Source organism: Nonomuraea polychroma, assembly GCF_004011505.1.
GTDB classification, from domain to species: Bacteria; Actinomycetota; Actinomycetes; order Streptosporangiales; family Streptosporangiaceae; genus Nonomuraea; species Nonomuraea polychroma.
The window spans coordinates 999543-1015752 of the sequence record NZ_SAUN01000001.1; the positions used below are offsets into that span (position 1 = coordinate 999543).

Here is a 16210-nt window from a genome sequence, read left to right on the forward strand (position 1 = left end):
CGGTTCTCCGGCCGGGGTTCTTGTCGTCGGCCTCCCGTCGGCTTTCAATGAGTGGGCCTCGTAAGGGCGATCTTTGGAGGAGCCGATGCGTGGCCTACGTGCGTCCGCAGCCGTACTGACCCTCGTCCTCGCCACCCTGACCGTCGCGGAGCCGTCCTCCCCGGCGGTCGCCGGGCCGGCCGACCCCGAGCCGGCCTCGCTCGTCACGCTCTCCGTCCCCGACCGGGCCGCGATGGAACGTCTCGTCGCCTCCGGCGCCGACCTCACCCACCGGGTACGCCCGCAGCCCGACGGCAGCGTCCAGGTCGACGCGGTCGTCACCCCCAGCCAGCTGACCGGACTCCGCGCCCTAGGCGCGGCCCTCGCGCCAGAGACTCCGCCCCAGGCCCGCTCGACGGCCACGACGGCGGCGGACCAGATCGTGGTCGAGCGGGCCGTCTGGTACAAGTCCCGCGACGGGTACTTCCTGTCCGTCGAGGCGTCCAGCAGCCTCGGCCAGGCCGCCGCGCTCACCGTGGCCTGGCAGGGCGGCTCGGCCGAGATGGTGGCGTACGTGGACGCGGGCGCCTACCTCGGTCACCAGCTCAGCACGCCGGTCCCGATCACCGGCCGGCCGCACTGGATCACCGTCACCTCCGCAGGCGGGGGCAAGGCCGAGGCCCGGGTCAAGGAATGGCCGGACGGTGAACGGCCCGACCGCACCGGACCTGGTTACCAGAAGGACTTCGTCACCCAGTACATGCCGCCGGCCCAGCTCAACGAGCGCATCAAGGCCCTGCACCGGCGCTACCCCAAGCTGACGGAGCTCATCACGCTGCCGTACCCGACGAACGGCTACCGGCGGCACGCCCAGGCACTGCTCGGCACCCCGCCCGCGGCCGCCGTCGTGATCACCTCCACCGCGTACGGCTCCGAAGGCGGCAACGACCTGGCCGTGGAGCTGGTCGATCCCGGCGCGCCCGGCCGCGCCCTGCAGGTGACGGTGAACGGCAAGCTGATCACCGTCAGCCTGGCCACGGCCGGCTCGGGTGCTGTGACCAGCACCGCCGCCCAGGTGGCCGCCGCGATCAACGCGACGCCCGGCATCCCCGTCCGCGCCGCCACCTACCGCACGGACCCCGGCGCGGGGGTCATGGCGCCTGTGCCGCTCACCCAGCTGAGCGACTTCCTCAAGGCCCCGGCCGACGTCTCGCGGGGGCCCGCGAGGGTGCTGGCCCTGCGCATCGGCGCGCACCGTGACGGCTCGCGCACCGGCGTGCTCGCCTACGCCCAGGAACACGCCAGGGAATGGGTGACGCCGCTGGTCGTGATCGAGGCGGCCGAGCGGTTGCTGCGCAACCACGCCCGCGACGCGGCCACCCGCCGGCTGCTCGAACGCACCGACGTCTTCATCGTGCCCACCGTCAACCCCGACGGCGCGAACTACAGCTTCTACGACTTCGCCGCCCAGCGGAAGAACATGACCAACCACTGCCCGCCCCACCAGTCCGACCCGGCGCTGCGTAACACGTGGGGCGTGGACGTCAACCGCAACTACGCCGTGGGGTCGCTGTTCGACGGCTACTTCGGCGCCTCGGCCAACTGCCAGAGCGGCACGTACGCCGGGCCCGGCGAGCACTCCGAGCCCGAGAGCCGCAACGTCATCTGGCTGGCGCAGAAGCACCGCAACATCAGGTTCGCGATGAACGTGCACAGCTTCGGCGGGTACTTCATGTGGCCGCCCGGCGCGTACAAGCTCGACGGCCGCGTCACCCTGCCCCGGCCGGCCCCGCCGCAGGAGACGTACTTCCTGCGCTCGGCCCGCACCATCGAGGAGGCCATCGCCGCCGAGCGGGGCACGGTCATCTGGCCGCAGCAGACCGGGCCGGTGACGGACGTGCTCTACTCGGCGGCGGGCAACTCCGCGGACGAGCTCTGGTACGACTACGGCGTGTTCGGCTGGGACTTCGAGGTCGGCGCCGACCTGTGGAATCCGCAGACGCGGGCGTGGGAAGGCGTGGGCTTCCAGCCGCCGTTCAGCGAGGGCCACGCGGAGGCGATGGAGTTCGCCTCCGGCCTGATCTCGCTGATCGGGGTGGCCGCCGACTACCGGGAGCCCTGAGCGAACTCGCGCAGGGTCATCGGGGGCCGGCCGCCGATGCGCTCGATGCTCTCGTAGACCCCGTAGAGCGGGTGGTGACCGGACCCGATGAAGCGGAAGAGCGCCCACAGGCGGGTGAGGTGCTCCACCGCGACCTCGTCCTGGTAGATCTCCATCGCTCGGGCCTCCCACTCCTCGGGCGGCACGTCCACGTACGGGATCCCGAAGGCGTCGGCCACCTCGCCGATGGTCGCCATCTGCCCGTTCACCAGACACACCGGGTCGTCCACCGGGCGGGCGTCGAGCAGGAGCCCGGCCCCGACCCTGGCCACGTCGGCGGCGGCGACGAGCGGGATGAGCGTGTCCCTGCCGCCGAGCGGCAGGGCCAGCTCTCGGTTGCCGGAGGCGGCGGCGACCACGGCCAGGTTCTCGAAGAAGACCCCGGCACGCAGGTGCACCGCGCCCACCCCGGCCCAGTCGAAGACCTGCTCGGACAGCCAGTGGCGGCGCATGCGCGGGGTGCCCGCCTCGGGGGAGGCGTCCAGCTGGGACACCTCGACGACCCGCTCCACCCCCTCCTCCTTGGCCGCCGCCGCGAACGCCGCGGTGGCGTCGAGCAGCCCCGCCGTCACCGGGTAGGTGAAGTACGCCCGGCGGACCCCGCGCAGGGCGGGGCGTACCGTGGTGATCTCACGGAGGTCGCCGACGACCACCTCGGCGCCGATCTTGCGGAGCTCCTCCGCCCGGTGGTCATCGGTGCGCACGAAGGCCCGCACCTGCTCGCCACGTTCCAGCAGCAGGTCGACGACCTGCCGCCCGGTCCCTCCCTGCGGCCCGCCGGCCGCGCCCGTCACGAGGATCATGCTTCCGCCTTTCCTGGGAGGGTCAGGGTGAAGAGGCCGAGCCGTTCCAGGTCACGCAGGAACGGGCCCGGCGCGATCGCCTCGGCCGGGCCGTAGACGCCCGGGCGCTCGGGGCCGTGGCCGTCGGCGATGCGGACCGCGGCCTCCACCGAGGCCAGGGCGCTCAGGCGCCACAGGTCCTGCCCGCTGACCTGCCCCGCGCGGCCGCCGTCCGCGGTGATCACCTGCGCGGCGACGGTGAAGCGGGAGCCCGCCCTGGTGGCGGCGTCCACGTGCTCGCTGGTGAAGGCCTGCTCGTCCTCGAACGTGTGCGCCGTGAGCTGCGCCTCCACGTGGCGGGTCCGCACGTGCCTGGGCACGGTGACGACCTCGGAGAACGGGACAGGGGCGATCATCGTGCGCGGCCCGAGCGGCGGCGGGAACGGGAAGACGGCGTTACGCGGCTCGACGTAGCCGACGTGCTGCTCGCCGTCCGTGTACGTGATCCGCCGGGTGTCGGCGAACAGCAGCTCGGCGGTCTGCTTGGCCCCCGTCGTCAGCCGCCAGTCCGACACCGAGTAGGCGGTGATCACCCGGTCGATCCCGGTCAGGCCCTCGGCCACGGCCCCGGCGAGCAGATCGCCCGTACCACCGTAGAAGCTCATCGCCGTGACCATGGTGATGCCGGCCTGTCTGGCGGGCTCCTGCAAGGTGTCGAACATCCACTTGGTGTGGTGCTGCTCCAGTGCGTGATCGACGTAATGGCAACCGCCTTCGGCGGCGGCCGTGGCGACGGGCCGGCCGGTGTGCGTGAACGGGCCCGCGCAGTGGATCAGCACGTCCGCCTGCCCGGCCAGCTCCCGTAACGCGGCCGGGTCGTCGATCGTGGCGTGGTGTACGCGAGCGCCGCCGAGTTCGTCGGACAGGGCCTTGAGTGCGCCGGCGTCCCGTCCGGACAGGATGATCTCCCGGCCGCGGGCCCGGAGTTCGGCCGACACCAGGCGCCCGGTATGGCCCGTGGCGCCGTAGACGGCGATGTGCGGTGAGGACACAACTCACCTCCATGATTCATACTGTGGGTACGTAACTGTTCTTCGAAGTTACGTACCGCGAGTATGCAAGTCAATGGGGAGCACGATGATCCGCCGTACCCAGGCAGAGCGTTCGGACGAGACCACGACGGCGTTGGTGCGGGCCGCGCGGGAGTTGTTCGGCGTCCATGGATATGCGGGGACCTCGATCGACGCGGTCGCCGCGGCGGCGGGGGTGACCAAGGGGGCCGCGTATCACCATTTCGGGGGGAAAGCGCCGCTGTTCCGAGCGGCGTTCGAGGGGGAGCTGGCGGAGATCTCCGCCAAGCTGGAGCGGGTCGCGGCCGAGGAGAGCGACCCGTGGGCGGCGCTGCGCCGCGGTGCCCGCACGTTCCTGGAGCACTGTCTCGATCCCGGGTTCCGGCAGATCGTGATGCTGGACGCGCCGTCGGTGCTGGGGTGGGAGGCGGTGCGGGCGGCCGAGCACGGCCACCTGTTGAGCATCCTGATCGCCGGCTTCAGCCTGGTGGCCGAGGGCGACGAGGCCGCCGTGCCCGCCCGCGCGCAACTCGTCTTCGGCGCGTTGTGCGAGGGCGGGATGTTGCTGGCCCGCTCCCCGGATCCGGCCGCCGACCTGCCGCGCCTGGCCGCCGAGGCCGACTGCCTCCTCGAGGCCCTCCGTTCCTGATCACTCCTCGGAGCGCGGCGGGCGGCCGGGGCCTACAGGGGAGCGACCTTGCCGACGCCGGCGCCCGCGCGTACCACCGATGGGACGTTCTGCGGTGGATCGACCGTGTAGCCGTAGTAGGTGCCGGGCTCGACGACGGTCCCGTTGGTCTCGGGAGCGCCACGGAAAGCGCTTTCCCTCCCGCATTGTCGGCGCTGCCTCATAGGGGGTAAAAGCAGCACTGAAACTTTCACCGGATCTTGTGCTGTTTGCGCTGGTGCCGTGAGTGGCGGCTGCCGGTGCGGTGGGCGGACAGGGGAAATGCGGAGGCCGGGATTTAGAGTCCGAGTGATGGGAGCGCTCCCAACCCCCCGAGCCGAGCTGGAGCAGCGTGCCATGGTGAACACGACGATCAAACAATGGGCGATCCGGCTGGTGGCCGTGGCGATGCTGGCCGCCGTCGGACCGGCCGTCACCCCCGCGGCCGCGGCCGCGGCGCTCCCGTACCAGGATCCGAGCCTGCCCGTCCCCGACCGGGTGGCCGATCTGATGGGCCGGATGTCGCTGGACGAGAAGCTCGGCCAGATGACCCAGGCGGAGCGCGGCTCGGTGAGCGCCGCGGACGTCACCACGTACCGGCTGGGCTCGGTGTTGTCCGGCGGCGGCTCCGCGCCGTCCCCGAACACCCCCGCGTCCTGGGCGGACATGTACGACAGATTCCAGAACGCGGCCCTGGCCACCCCGCTCGGCATCCCCATCCTGTACGGCGTCGACGCCGTGCACGGCCACAACAACGTCGTCGGCGCCACGATCTTCCCGCACAACATCGGACTCGGCGCGACCAGGGACCCGGCGCTCGTGCAGCGGATCGGCCGGGCCGTGGCCGAGGAGGTCTCCGGCACCGGCGTGGACTGGAACTTCGCGCCCTGCCTGTGCGTGGCCCGCAACGATCGGTGGGGCCGTACGTACGAGTCCTTCGGCGAGACGCCCGAGCTGCCCTCCTCCATGGCCACGATCATCAACGGCCTCCAGGGGACCGCGCTGGACGGCCCGGCCTCCGTGCTCGCCACCGCCAAGCACTATCTCGGCGACGGCGGCACCACGGGCGGCGTCGACCAGGGCGACACCCAGCTGTCCGAAGCCGACCTGCGGGCGATCCACCTGCCGCCGTTCCGCGCCGCGATCGAGCGCGGTGTCGGCTCCGTGATGATCTCCTACAGCAGCTGGAACGGCACCAAACTGCACGGCCACCAATACGTGATCACCACTGTGCTCAAGGGCGAGCTCGGCTTCTCCGGCTTCGTGGTCTCCGACTGGAACGGCATCGACCAGATCGACGGCGCCGCCGGGACCTCCGCGCTCGACGTGCGCACGGCCATCAATGCCGGCATCGACATGGTGATGGCGCCGACGGGCTGGCGGCAGTTCATCGACCTGCTGCGGGCCGAGGTGCAGGCCGGCCGGGTGGCGACCGCCCGGGTGGACGACGCGGTCCGGCGCATCCTGACGAAGAAGTTCGAGCTGGGGCTGTTCGAGAAGCCCCTGACCGACCGGTCCTACACCGCGACCGTGGGCAGCTCGGCGCACCGGGCGCTGGCTCGCGAGGCGGTGGCCAAGTCCCAGGTCGTGCTGAAGAACAGCGGGAACGTGCTGCCGCTGGCCCCGGGCGGCAAGATCTTCGTGGCCGGCAAGAGCGCCGACGACATCGGCAACCAGAGCGGCGGCTGGACGGTCTCCTGGCAGGGCTCGTCCGGCAACATCACGCCCGGCACCACGATCCTGCAGGGCATCAGGAACGCCGCCGGCTCGGGCACGACCGTGACTTACAGCCGGGACGGCAGCGGCATCGACGGCTCGTACCGGGTGGCGATCGCGGTGGTCGGCGAGACCCCGTACGCCGAGGGCGAGGGCGACCGGCCCGGCGGGCTCGGCCTCGACACCACGGACCTCAACACCATCGCCACCCTGCGCGCCGCCGGGGTGCCCGTCGTGGTGGTGCTGGTGTCGGGACGTCCCCTCGACATCGCCGCCCAGCTGCCGAACTGGAACGCGCTGGTGGCCGCCTGGCTGCCGGGCACCGAGGGCCAGGGCGTGGCCGACGTGCTGTTCGGCGCCGTGCAGCCCACCGGCAAGCTGCCCATGACGTGGATGAGCAGCGCCTCCCAGCAGCCGATCAACGCGGGCGACGGCAAGACGCCACTGTTCGCGCAGGGCTTCGGCCTGACGTACGAGACGCCGGACGACGACACCAGCCCGCCCACCGCGCCCGGCACCCCCACCGCGTCGGACGTCACCACGTCGTCGGCGCGGCTGTGGTGGACGGCCTCGTCCGACGACGTGGGCGTGACCGGCTACGACGTCGTCCGCGTGCAGTCGTCGGGGGAGACGGCGGTCACCGCGTCCACGACCACCTCGGCCACGGTCACCGGCCTGGCCGCGAACACCTCGTACACGTTCGCCGTCTACGCCAAGGACGCCGCGGGCAACCGCTCGCCACGTTCGGGCACCGTCACCGTGACCACACTGGCGGGCGGCGGGACCGGGAGGTGCACGGCCACGCCGACCACGCAGAGCCAGTGGAGCACCGGGTACGTGATCCAGGTGACCGTGACCAACACCGGCACGACCACGTTGAACGGCTGGACGGTCACGTTCACGGTGCCGCCCGGCCATCAGATCACCGGTGGCTGGAACGTCTCCATGGCGGTGAGCGGCCAGGCCGCCACTGCCCGCAGCGTCGCGCACAACGGGACGCTGGCGCCCGGGGCCAGCACTTCCTTCGGCTTCCAGGGCAGCCGTCCCAGCGGCGACTCCCGCCTCCCGTCCGGCTACACCTGCTCCTGACGTCGGCCGGCCTCCGCCGTCCGGCCCGGCCACGGCACCCACGCGTCGCCCAGTCCGGTGACCGCAGGCGCCTGCGGTGTTGGGCGGCGTCAGCGGTCCACGTGGAGCCGGCCGAACTCCACCGTGGGCGCGCCGCCGGCGAAGTTGCGGTCCACCTCGGCCCGCTCGGCCGCGTTCGGGTACGGGTTCGTGCAGGTCACGCCCGCGCTCGAGCCCGACATCAGGTCGGAGCAGCGGCCGGTGCGCCGGTCGGGCAGACCCAGGATGTGGCCGATCTCGTGGGTGGAGATGCGCAGCGCGTTGTAGCCCTGGGACGTGGCCTGCCGGCCGATCCAGATCGTCCCGCGGCCCAGGCTGGTGGGCAGGGCACGGGGCCAGCCGTTGTCGGCGTACACGACGAAGTGGGCGGGCGTGCCCTGGACGAGCCGCACGTTGGCGACACTGGAGTTCCAGATCTGGGCCGCCTGGTTCACGACGGACGTGAACTCGGCCGCCCTGCTCGCGTCGTACCTGAGCACGGTGACCAGCTGGGCGGCCTGGGCCGGGGCGGTGACCAGGAGCAGGGCGAGGCCGAGGACGAGGGACAGCACGAGACGTAGGGGTCTGGACACGGGCGTCCTCCGACGGTGGGGGGTGGGAGTCACGCTAGGCGCGACTCCCACGGCCGGGGACGTCCCAGATTGCCCCTATCGCGGTGATATGGCCCTGCCCAGCTCAGCAGATGCTCTGAGTGCTGTTGACCAGCGTGTTGTTCCTGAACGTGGTGTTGACCCCGCACGGGCTTTCCCTGATGGCGGAGTTGGTCACGCGCAGGTTCTGGATGATGATGTCGGAGGTGTTGGGGAACTCCGAACGGGCGGCGATCCGGATGTCACCGGGGCCCGTGACGCTGCCGCTCTGGGCGGCGATGTTCACGTTGTAGCAGTTCTCGATCAGGATGGCGTTGCTGCCGGTCTGCGCGATGTCGACCCGGTCGATGACGGCGCCGCCGCTCTCCGACACGCAGAAGACGCCGCGCCCGCCGCCCCGCGCGATCACCTGGCCGACCCGGATGTTGGTGGGGTAGCTGCTGCCGATCCGGCCGTTCCTGTTGGCCATGCGGAAGGCCGCGTAGCCGGTGCCGGTGCCCGCGCCCTGCGCGTCCACCGTGTTCACGGTCGCGTTGATGGTGTCGTTCAGCAGCAGCCCGGAGTGGCCGGTGTTGCGGGCCACGACGGTGCCGACCGTGAGGCCGTCCACGCCGTAGGTCTCCACTCCGTGGGTGCTGGTGCCGGAGACGTAGACGTTGTCGATCCTGACGTTCCTCGTCCGTACGGTGCGGTCGCCGTGGTTGTCGATGCGGATGCCCAGGCCGCTGGACAGCCGCATGTCGATCTGGCCGAGTGTGATGTTGACGCCGTTGCGCACGAAGATGCCGTACAGCGGGCCACCGGTGACCGTCAGGTGCTGGACCTCGACGTCCCGCACCCCTCGGGCGTACACGACCGCCTGGTCGCCCGAGCCGGAACCGGTCACGTTGACGGTGCCGCAGACGTCCAGCACCGTGTAGCTCGGCAGGGACAGCCGCGAGCCGGCGCTCATCGTGCCCGAGCCCCGGACGACGACGCGCTGTTTCGAGGTGCGTCCGGCCGTGAGGCTGCTCACCGCGGCCTGCATGGCCGACAACATGCTGGTGCCGGTGTAGACGGTCCTGCTGCCGTTGCGGGCGGTCCACGTGCTGCCGCTCAGCACGGCCTCCGCGTTGTACGCACCGTCTCCGCAGGCGAGCGCGGAATGCCGTGCGGCGGAGGCGGACAGCTCACCGGTGGAGGCGGATCGTGCCTCGGCCGGGGCGGACAGCGCGGTGGCCGTGAGCGCTAACGCCGCGAGGCCGGTGCCGAGCCTGGCGATGGGCCTTGCCTTGCTGGTTCCCATACATCGCTCCTGTGATGGGGGCCCGCATCCGGCCGGGAGACGGCCATGTCGATGAATCGATTCATTCGCCCGCATCGTCTATGACGTGCGGAAATGAGGTCATATGGGGTGCCGGAGACGGGCATGCCTGGCCAATTCGACTCGGAGTATTGCAACGTTCAAATCGGCCAGTCAACCATCCGTGAAACTTACATGCCCTCTATCCCCGGCGCGGGCTGGTGGACGACCAGGCCGCCGCCCGGATCATGGAGCTGGTCCCGCACGCCCGCTACCAGCGCGTCCACCCCAACCACGTGATCCACTTCTTCAAGCCCGCCCAGTACGTCCGGGCGCTCGGCGAGTTCGCGGCCCATTGGAGGAAAGTATCGGCTCTGTAGTCCTTTGTCGGTCGCGCGGTGAAGCCCAGCTACGGTTTGCTGCTACGGTCGAGCCCGGCCAGGAAGGGGAGGAAGCCGTATGCAGCCAGAGAAGAGTCCCGATGATGACAAGCCGGATGTCGGCGGCATGATCGGCGAGCTTCTCTCTTTCTGGGCGTTCGGCCCGGACGCTCACGGTTCCGAGCACTTCCACCGCTATCACCCCGTCAAGCTCGTCGTCTGGACGCTCGTGGCGATCGCCGTGTCGGCCGTCGTCTCCGCGGTCAGGGTGGCCCTGTTCGGCGAGCCCACGGTGGGATGGGCCATCGCGCTGTTCCCGCTGCTGTTGCCGCTGACCGGCGCCGTGGCGCACCAGCCGCCCCGCTATGTCGCGGGGCTTGCCTGGGGGCCGGCGGCGGGCCTGGTCACCTCTCTGCTGCTGGGCATCGACATCGGCTCGTCGCTCGGCTCGTTCTGGACGGGCTTCGCGTCGGTGTGCGCCGGATTCCTGGTGTGCTCAATGGTGTTCGCGGCGGTCACCTGGCCGCGTCCGGAACCTCCCGAGTAGCCGTCACTTGCCGAACCCCGCGGTCAGGCCGGCCAGGAGCTGGCGGCGGCCCACCACGTAGATGACCAGGATGGGGAGCGTGGTGAGCACGACGGAGGCGAGCACGGCCGGCACGTTGACGCTGTACTGGCCCTGGAAGGTCCACAGTGCCAGCGGCAGCGTGCGCTGCTCGGGGCTCTGCGTGAGGATCAGCGGCAGCAGGAAGCCGTTCCAGATCGTCAGCGCGTTGTAGATGGTCACCGTCACCACGGCCGGTCTGGTCAGGGGCAGGGCCAGGTTCCAGAGCGTGCCGAGCTCGCTGGCGCCGTCCAGTCGCATCGACTCGAACAGCTCCTTGGGTACGTCCCTGATGAAGTTCGACAACACCAGCACCGACAGCGGGATCGAGAACGCGATCGACGGCAGGATCAGCGCCATGGGCGTGTCGTAGAGGCCGAGCTTGATGATGATCAGGTAGATCGGGATGATCGTGGCCTGGTGCGGGATGGCCAGTCCCATGAGGAACATCGAGTTCGTGTAGCGCAGGAACCGCCCTCTGCCGCTGCGGACGATCGCGTACGCCGCCATGAACGACACCGCGACGGCAGGCACGACCGCGCCGACCGTGACGATGACGCTGTTCATGAAATAGCGGACGAAGTCCGACTCGATGACCAGCTGGTAGTTGGCCAGCGTGGGGTTGGACGGCGGTGCGAGCGGGTTCTCGGCGTAGTAGTCGCTCTGGGCCTTGAAGCTGGTGATGACGATCCAGTAGATCGGCACGATCACGATCGCCAGCCAGATCCAGGACGCCGTGCCGGCCACCCAGTTGGGGCGGCGGGTCACGCGTTTCTGGCCGGGAGCGGCGTGCCTCGCCGCGGCCTGGGCGGGGTCCTTCGCGAGGGTCGTCGTCATGTCAGGCCCCTTCCAGCTGGCTGTGGGTCGCGTCCCGGCCGCCGAGCCGGCGCAGCAGCAGCGCCAGCGCCAGGCCCACCAGGACGAGGATCACGGCGATCGCGCTCGCCGGGCCCATCAGGTTGGCCTGGAACCCCCTCTTGTACATCTCCAGCGCGAGCACCCGGGTGGCGTCCCCGGGACCGCCCGCGGTGAGCACGAAGATCAGGTCGAAGAAGACCAGCGAGCCCACGACCATGAGGGTCGAGGACGTGATGATCGTGTACTTGAGCTGGGGCAGGGTGATGCTGAAGAACATGCGGACCCGGCCGGCGCCGTCGATCTCGGCGGCCTCGTACATCGAGCGCGGGATCTGGCGCACGCCGCCCTGGTAGATCAGCGAGTGGAACGGGATGAACTGCCACGACACCACGAAGATCACGACGCTGAAGGCGAGGACGGGCTCGCCGAGCCAGTCCTGCACGAGGATCGGGATCCCCAGCCCGGCGCCGAGCCCGAAGTTCGGGTCGAGCAGCGCCTTGTACGTGATCGCGATGGCGGCGGAGCTGAGCAGCAGCGGGATGAAGTACACCACCGAGAGCACCGCGCGATAGCGCTGGAAGCCGGCCAGGAACGTGCCGAGCAGGATGCTCGCCGGCGTCTGCACCGCCCACGACAGGGCGATGACCAGGAACGTCACCCACAGCGCGTGCGGCAGCCCGGGATCGGTGAGCACGGCGCGCCAGCTGTCGAAGCCGGACGGGCGGATCTCGCCGAGCCCGTCCCAGGTGGTGAAGCTGAGCGCGAAGACCCCGAAGAGCGGGATCACGCCGAAGGCGACGAAGATCAGCAGCGCTGGCAGGGCCAGCCAGGCCAGGCCGCGTCCCTGACCGCCCGGCACGGCGGTCAGGGACGCTTTCCCCCTGGCGGGGATCGGGGGAACAGTCACTTGCCGATGACCTCGTTGAGGTTCGTGGCGAACTGTTGCGGCGAGATCGACATCTGGAACAGCTTGGCGATGTTGTCCAGGAGGACCTCGGCCGCGGTCGGGCTGAGCGCCTGATCCCAGGACTGCTGGAAGGACTTGGCGTTGCTGGCGGTGTCGTAGACGAACTTCTGCCACGGCGCGTCCGCGCCGGAGCCGAACTGCGCGTCGACGCCCTTGACGATCGGCACCTGGGTGATGCCGACCCAGTCCTTGGACTGCGCGTCGGAGTTCATCTCGGTGAGGAAGAACTTCTTGGCGATCTCCTTCTGCTCGGCCGTCGCCTTGGAGGAGATCGACATGTACTGGGCCGGGTTGCCCACGGTGTTGCTGGGGTCGCCCTTGCCGCCCGACACCGGCGGGAAGTTCATGTAGCCGAGGTTGCCGCCGGTGACGAAGTCGCCGCCCTCCTCCTTCATCGACCCGTACGTCCAGCCGCCGTGCAGCATCATCGCGGCCTTGCCGGTGTAGAGCAGCGCCTGGTCGGCGTTGGAGTCGGCGGTGATCGAGGAGAAGCCCTTGACGAAGCCGTTGGTCTTGATGAGGTCCTGCATCTTGGTCAGGGCGTCGATGGCGGCCGGGTTGTTCCAGGCGTCCTTCTCGCCGTCGTACACCGCCTGGAAGATCTCGGGACCGCCGATGCGGTCGAAGAGGAACTCCAGCCACATCATGTTCGTCCAGCGCGACTGCCCGCCGAGCGAGAACGGCGCGATGCCGGCCGCGTTGAACTTCTTGACGAGGTCCATGATGTCGCCCCACTCCTGCGGGGGCTGCGCGCCGACCTTCTCGAAGGCCCTCTTGTCGTAGTACAGAACGATCGGCGTCACCGCCTCGACCGGCACCGCGTAGATCTTGCTGTCGACCGTGGCCGCGCCGAAGGAGGACGGGAACAGCCGGTCCTTGTAGGCCGCGTTCTGGTCGAACCACGAGGTGAGGTCGTCGACCTGGCCGGCCTGCACGTAGCTGCGCAGGCCGCCGCCGCCCCAGCCCCAGATGATGGTGGGAGCCTCGCCCGCGCCGATCGCGGTCTTGATCTTCGTCTTGAAGGCGTCGTTCTGGAACGTCGTCGTCGCGAGCCCGGCGTTCGGGTTGGCCTTGTTGAAACGCTCGACCGCGCGGGTACGCACGCCTTCATTGGGCTGCCCGGTGAGATACCAGTAGGTCGCCTTGCCGGCGCCGCCACCCGTGCCGGTGGTGCCGGTTCCGCCACCGGCGCCCGTTTGGGTGGGTCCAGAGCTGCCGCAGGCCGCCAGGGCGGCCCCAAGGGGAAGGCCCATGGAGAGGCTGAGGAAGGTACGGCGAGAGGTTGTCCTGGGCTCCACGCTGATCTCCGTAACTGAACGCCGGGGGGGTGGCCGCGCGGCTCATGGATCGGATGGGGGTGGGCGGGCCGGCCGGGGGAGCCGTCGCCTGCGCTTCTCCTTCAGAGTTAGCTTGTCGAAACATTTGCGACATGCCGCGTGGTCCGCCAATCTAAGTTTCGACTATGTGCCTGTCAAGACCCCTTGGAGCTGGGACTCTCCCTATCCACAAAGGCCCTGTGTAAAGTACTCTGGCGCGGCGTTCAACTGGTCATCTGGCACCGGGGAGGTCTCGCTCACAAGTCCCTCACGACGTCGAAACATTTCGAAAATCTCACGGTGGACAGCGCCTTGAAGGAGACCAGCAGATGACGGCTGTAGATCGGACGCCCGCGGTGGACGGTGTGCTTCGCCCGTGGCAGGACCCGGCACTCGCCGTCCCGGAGCGGGTCGACGCCCTCCTTCAGGAGATGACCCTGGAGGAGAAGGTCGGCCAGCTCGGCAGCCGGTGGATCGGCAACGACATGCAGCACGCGCCGGTGGATGACGCCGAGACGATGAACGTCGCGCCGATGCAGGACGTGTTCGCGGCCTCGGGGACGGTTCCCTTCCACGAGGCGATCCGCCACGGGCTCGGTCACATCACCCGGGTGCACGGCAGCGCTCCGGTGACGGCCCAGGAGGGCGCGGCCGAGGTGGTCAGGCTGCAGCATGAGGTCATCGAGCGGTCCAGGTTCGGCATCCCGGCCATCGTGCACGAGGAGTGCCTGACCGGGTTCACGACGTACGGGGCCACGGTCTATCCCGCGGCCATCGCGTGGGCGGCGACGTTCGACCCCGGCCTGGTGGAGCGGATGGCCGCCGCGATCGGGCGGGACATGGCGGCCGTGGGCGTGCACCAGGGACTGTCGCCGGTCCTGGACGTGGTGCGCGACTACCGGTGGGGGCGGGTCGAGGAGACGATGGGCGAGGACCCGTACCTCGTCTCGATGCTCGCCGCCGCCTACGTGCGCGGGCTGGAGAGCGCCGGGGTCATCGCCACGCTGAAGCACTTCGCCGGATACTCGGCCTCACGGGCTGCACGCAACCACGGCCCCGTCCCCATGGGGCGGCGCGAGCTGATGGACATGATCCTGCCGCCCTTCGAGACGGCCATCGCGCTCGGCGGGGCGCGGTCGGTGATGAACTCCTACTCCGACGTGGACGGCGTGCCGGCCGGGGCGGACCCCTGGCTGCTGACGGAGGTGCTGCGCGAGCAGTGGGGCTTCACCGGGACCGTCGTGTCGGACTACTGGGCGGTCCCGTTCCTGGCGACCATGCACAAGATCGCCGCTGACCCTGAAGAAGCCGGCGTGCAGGCGCTGAACGCGGGCATCGACGTCGAGCTGCCCGACACGCTCGGCTTCGGGCAGCACCTGGTCGAGCGGGTACGCAAGGGTGAGATCCCCGAGTCGCTGATCGACCGGGCGGCACGCCGCCTGCTCACCCAGAAGGTCCAGCTCGGCCTGCTCGACCCCGGCTGGACGCCGGAGAAGTCCGTGGCCGGGGCCGCCGCCGTGGACCTCGACTCGCCGGGCAACAGGGAGCTGGCGCGCGAGCTGGCCGAGCGGTCGATCGTGCTGCTCGACGCCGGTGACGTGCTGCCGCTCCGTCCGGGGCTCCGGAAGATCGCGCTTGTCGGCCCGTGCGCCGACGACCCCCGTACCTTCATGGGCTGCTACGCCTTCCCCAACCACGTGTTGCCCCGCTACCCCGGGCTCGGGCTCGGCATCGAGGCCCCCAGCCTGCTCGACGCGCTGCGCGCCGAGCTGCCGGACGCCGAGATCGTCCACGAGCGGGGCTGCGACGTGCAGGGCGGCGACCGCTCCGGCTTCGCCGCCGCGGCCGCCGCGGCCCGCGAGGCGGACCTGTGCGTGGTGGCCGTCGGCGACCTCGCCGGGTTGTTCGGGCACGGGACCTCGGGCGAGGGCTGCGACGCCGACGACCTGCGGCTGCCCGGGGTGCAGGAGGACCTGCTCACCGAGCTGGCCGCCACCGGCACGCCGGTCGTCGTGGTCGTCGTGTCCGGCCGCCCGTACGCGCTGGGCGTGGCGCACGACCTCGCCGCCGGGCTGGTGCAGGCGTTCATGCCGGGCGAAGAGGGCGGCGCCGCCGTCGCCGGCGTGTTGTCCGGCCGGATCCAGCCCTCCGGCAAGCTGCCCGTGCAGATCCCGCGCGGGCACGGCGGCCAGCCGGGCACCTATCTGCAGCCGCCGCTGGGCGCCAACAGCCAGGGCATCAGCAACCTCGACCCGACGCCGCTGTTCCCGTTCGGGTACGGCGCCTCCTACACCACGTTCGAGGTCGACGACCTGCGCATCAGCGACACCGAGGTGCCGACGGACGGTGAGTTCACGGTGAGCGTGCGGGTGCGCAACACCGGCGGGCGGGCAGGGGAGGAAGTCGTCCAGCTCTACCTGCACGACGTCGTCGCCCAGGTGACCCGGCCGGTCCGGCAGCTGACGGGGTTCGCGCGGGTCCCGCTGGAGCCGGGGGCCGATGCCCGCGTGAGCTTCCGCGTACACGCCGACCGGACGGCCTTCACCGGACGCGACCTGAGGCGCATCGTGGAGCCGGGGGACGTCGAGGTGCTCGTCGGCAGGTCGGCCGCCGACCTGCCGTGCCAGGGGGCCGTGCGCCTGACGGGGACGACGCGGGTCGTCGGCCACGAACGGCGCCTCTTCACCCCCGTATCGGTCGAGGAGTAGGA

At 70.5% G+C, this 16210-nt stretch carries 14 protein-coding genes; 6 read left to right on the plus strand and 8 right to left on the minus strand.

Translation table 11 applies throughout. From position 1 onward, the window contains the following. Positions 1–85 precede the first annotated feature (85 nt). Complete coding sequence (locus EDD27_RS04455; RefSeq protein WP_127931209.1) at positions 86–2101, plus strand: M14 family metallopeptidase; 2016 nt, start codon at positions 86–88, stop codon at positions 2099–2101. On the opposite strand, the gene EDD27_RS04460 is transcribed toward EDD27_RS04455, so the two are convergent. Continuing rightward, complete coding sequence (locus tag EDD27_RS04460) at positions 2086–2943, minus strand: NAD(P)H-binding protein (RefSeq protein WP_127931210.1); 858 nt, start codon at positions 2941–2943, stop codon at positions 2086–2088. The genes EDD27_RS04455 and EDD27_RS04460 overlap by 16 nt on opposite strands. Continuing rightward, a complete protein-coding gene (locus EDD27_RS04465; RefSeq protein WP_206641241.1) occupies positions 2940–3974 on the minus strand; it encodes a saccharopine dehydrogenase NADP-binding domain-containing protein in 1035 nt (344 codons plus the stop codon). Before EDD27_RS04465 ends, EDD27_RS04460 begins: the two co-directional genes overlap by 4 nt. Before the next feature lie 85 nt (positions 3975–4059). On the opposite strand from EDD27_RS04465, the gene EDD27_RS04470 reads away from it, so the two are divergent. Beyond that, a complete protein-coding gene (locus EDD27_RS04470; RefSeq protein ID WP_164903476.1) occupies positions 4060–4641 on the plus strand; it encodes a TetR/AcrR family transcriptional regulator in 582 nt (193 codons plus the stop codon). A gap of 32 nt (positions 4642–4673) precedes the next feature. Here EDD27_RS04470 and EDD27_RS04475 read toward each other — a convergent pair whose 3' ends face one another. Beyond that, a complete protein-coding gene (locus EDD27_RS04475; RefSeq protein ID WP_206641242.1) occupies positions 4674–4844 on the minus strand; it encodes a hypothetical protein in 171 nt (56 codons plus the stop codon). A gap of 127 nt (positions 4845–4971) precedes the next feature. Between EDD27_RS04475 and EDD27_RS04480 the strand changes: the two genes are divergently transcribed. Beyond that, positions 4972–7464 carry a glycoside hydrolase family 3 N-terminal domain-containing protein gene (locus EDD27_RS04480; protein WP_241563862.1) on the plus strand — a complete coding sequence of 831 codons (2493 nt, stop codon included), beginning with the start codon at positions 4972–4974 and terminating at the stop codon, positions 7462–7464. Between the two features lie 89 nt (positions 7465–7553). On the opposite strand, the gene EDD27_RS04485 is transcribed toward EDD27_RS04480, so the two are convergent. Together EDD27_RS04485 and EDD27_RS04490 are read right to left on the minus strand one after the other, a co-directional pair. Further along, positions 7554–8075 carry a snapalysin family zinc-dependent metalloprotease gene (locus EDD27_RS04485; RefSeq protein ID WP_127931212.1) on the minus strand — a complete coding sequence of 174 codons (522 nt, stop codon included), beginning with the start codon at positions 8073–8075 and terminating at the stop codon, positions 7554–7556. A gap of 103 nt (positions 8076–8178) precedes the next feature. Continuing rightward, a complete protein-coding gene (locus EDD27_RS04490; RefSeq protein ID WP_241563863.1) occupies positions 8179–9378 on the minus strand; it encodes a hypothetical protein in 1200 nt (399 codons plus the stop codon). Between the two features lie 218 nt (positions 9379–9596). Here EDD27_RS04490 and EDD27_RS53930 point away from each other — a divergent pair, with 218 nt between their 5' ends. Both EDD27_RS53930 and EDD27_RS04495 read left to right on the plus strand, forming a co-directional pair. Then, the gene (locus tag EDD27_RS53930; RefSeq protein ID WP_164903477.1) at positions 9597–9755 is read left to right on the plus strand and encodes a hypothetical protein; all 159 of its coding nucleotides are present in this window, start codon (positions 9597–9599) and stop codon (positions 9753–9755) included. Between the two features lie 79 nt (positions 9756–9834). Further along, positions 9835–10302 (plus strand): hypothetical protein, encoded by a 468-nt coding sequence (locus EDD27_RS04495; protein WP_127931213.1) that lies wholly within the window; start codon positions 9835–9837, stop codon positions 10300–10302. A 3-nt stretch (positions 10303–10305) separates the two neighbouring features. On the opposite strand, the gene EDD27_RS04500 is transcribed toward EDD27_RS04495, so the two are convergent. The 3 genes from EDD27_RS04500 to EDD27_RS04510 are packed head-to-tail and all read right to left on the minus strand — an operon-like array spanning position 10306 to position 13482. Then, positions 10306–11196, minus strand: a complete 891-nt coding sequence (locus tag EDD27_RS04500) for a carbohydrate ABC transporter permease (protein ID WP_127931214.1) — start codon at positions 11194–11196, stop codon at positions 10306–10308. A 1-nt stretch (position 11197) separates the two neighbouring features. Further along, complete coding sequence (locus tag EDD27_RS04505) at positions 11198–12124, minus strand: carbohydrate ABC transporter permease (RefSeq protein WP_421914728.1); 927 nt, start codon at positions 12122–12124, stop codon at positions 11198–11200. Then, positions 12121–13482: an extracellular solute-binding protein gene (locus EDD27_RS04510; protein ID WP_241563864.1), complete on the minus strand. Its 1362-nt coding sequence runs from the start codon at positions 13480–13482 to the stop codon at positions 12121–12123. Before EDD27_RS04510 ends, EDD27_RS04505 begins: the two co-directional genes overlap by 4 nt. A 347-nt stretch (positions 13483–13829) precedes the next feature. Between EDD27_RS04510 and EDD27_RS04515 the strand changes: the two genes are divergently transcribed. Next, positions 13830–16208 carry a glycoside hydrolase family 3 N-terminal domain-containing protein gene (locus tag EDD27_RS04515; RefSeq protein WP_127931215.1) on the plus strand — a complete coding sequence of 793 codons (2379 nt, stop codon included), beginning with the start codon at positions 13830–13832 and terminating at the stop codon, positions 16206–16208. The last annotated feature ends 2 nt before the right edge of the window (positions 16209–16210 follow it).

Excerpts from the sequence above, each read along its gene's own strand:
- EDD27_RS04460 (WP_127931210.1), bottom strand. The coding sequence starts at position 2,943 with ATGATCCTCGTGACGGGCGCGGCCGGCGGGCCGCAGGGAGGGACCGGG.
- EDD27_RS04470 (WP_164903476.1), top strand. The coding sequence starts at position 4,060 with ATGATCCGCCGTACCCAGGCAGAGCGTTCGGACGAGACCACGACGGCG.
- EDD27_RS04475 (WP_206641242.1), bottom strand. The coding sequence starts at position 4,844 with ATGAGGCAGCGCCGACAATGCGGGAGGGAAAGCGCTTTCCGTGGCGCT.
- EDD27_RS04455 (WP_127931209.1), top strand. The coding sequence starts at position 86 with ATGCGTGGCCTACGTGCGTCCGCAGCCGTACTGACCCTCGTCCTCGCC.
- EDD27_RS04490 (WP_241563863.1), bottom strand. The coding sequence starts at position 9,378 with ATGGGAACCAGCAAGGCAAGGCCCATCGCCAGGCTCGGCACCGGCCTC.
- EDD27_RS04500 (WP_127931214.1), bottom strand. The coding sequence starts at position 11,196 with ATGACGACGACCCTCGCGAAGGACCCCGCCCAGGCCGCGGCGAGGCAC.
- EDD27_RS04495 (WP_127931213.1), top strand. The coding sequence starts at position 9,835 with ATGCAGCCAGAGAAGAGTCCCGATGATGACAAGCCGGATGTCGGCGGC.
- EDD27_RS04515 (WP_127931215.1), top strand. The coding sequence starts at position 13,830 with ATGACGGCTGTAGATCGGACGCCCGCGGTGGACGGTGTGCTTCGCCCG.
- EDD27_RS04480 (WP_241563862.1), top strand. The coding sequence starts at position 4,972 with ATGGGAGCGCTCCCAACCCCCCGAGCCGAGCTGGAGCAGCGTGCCATG.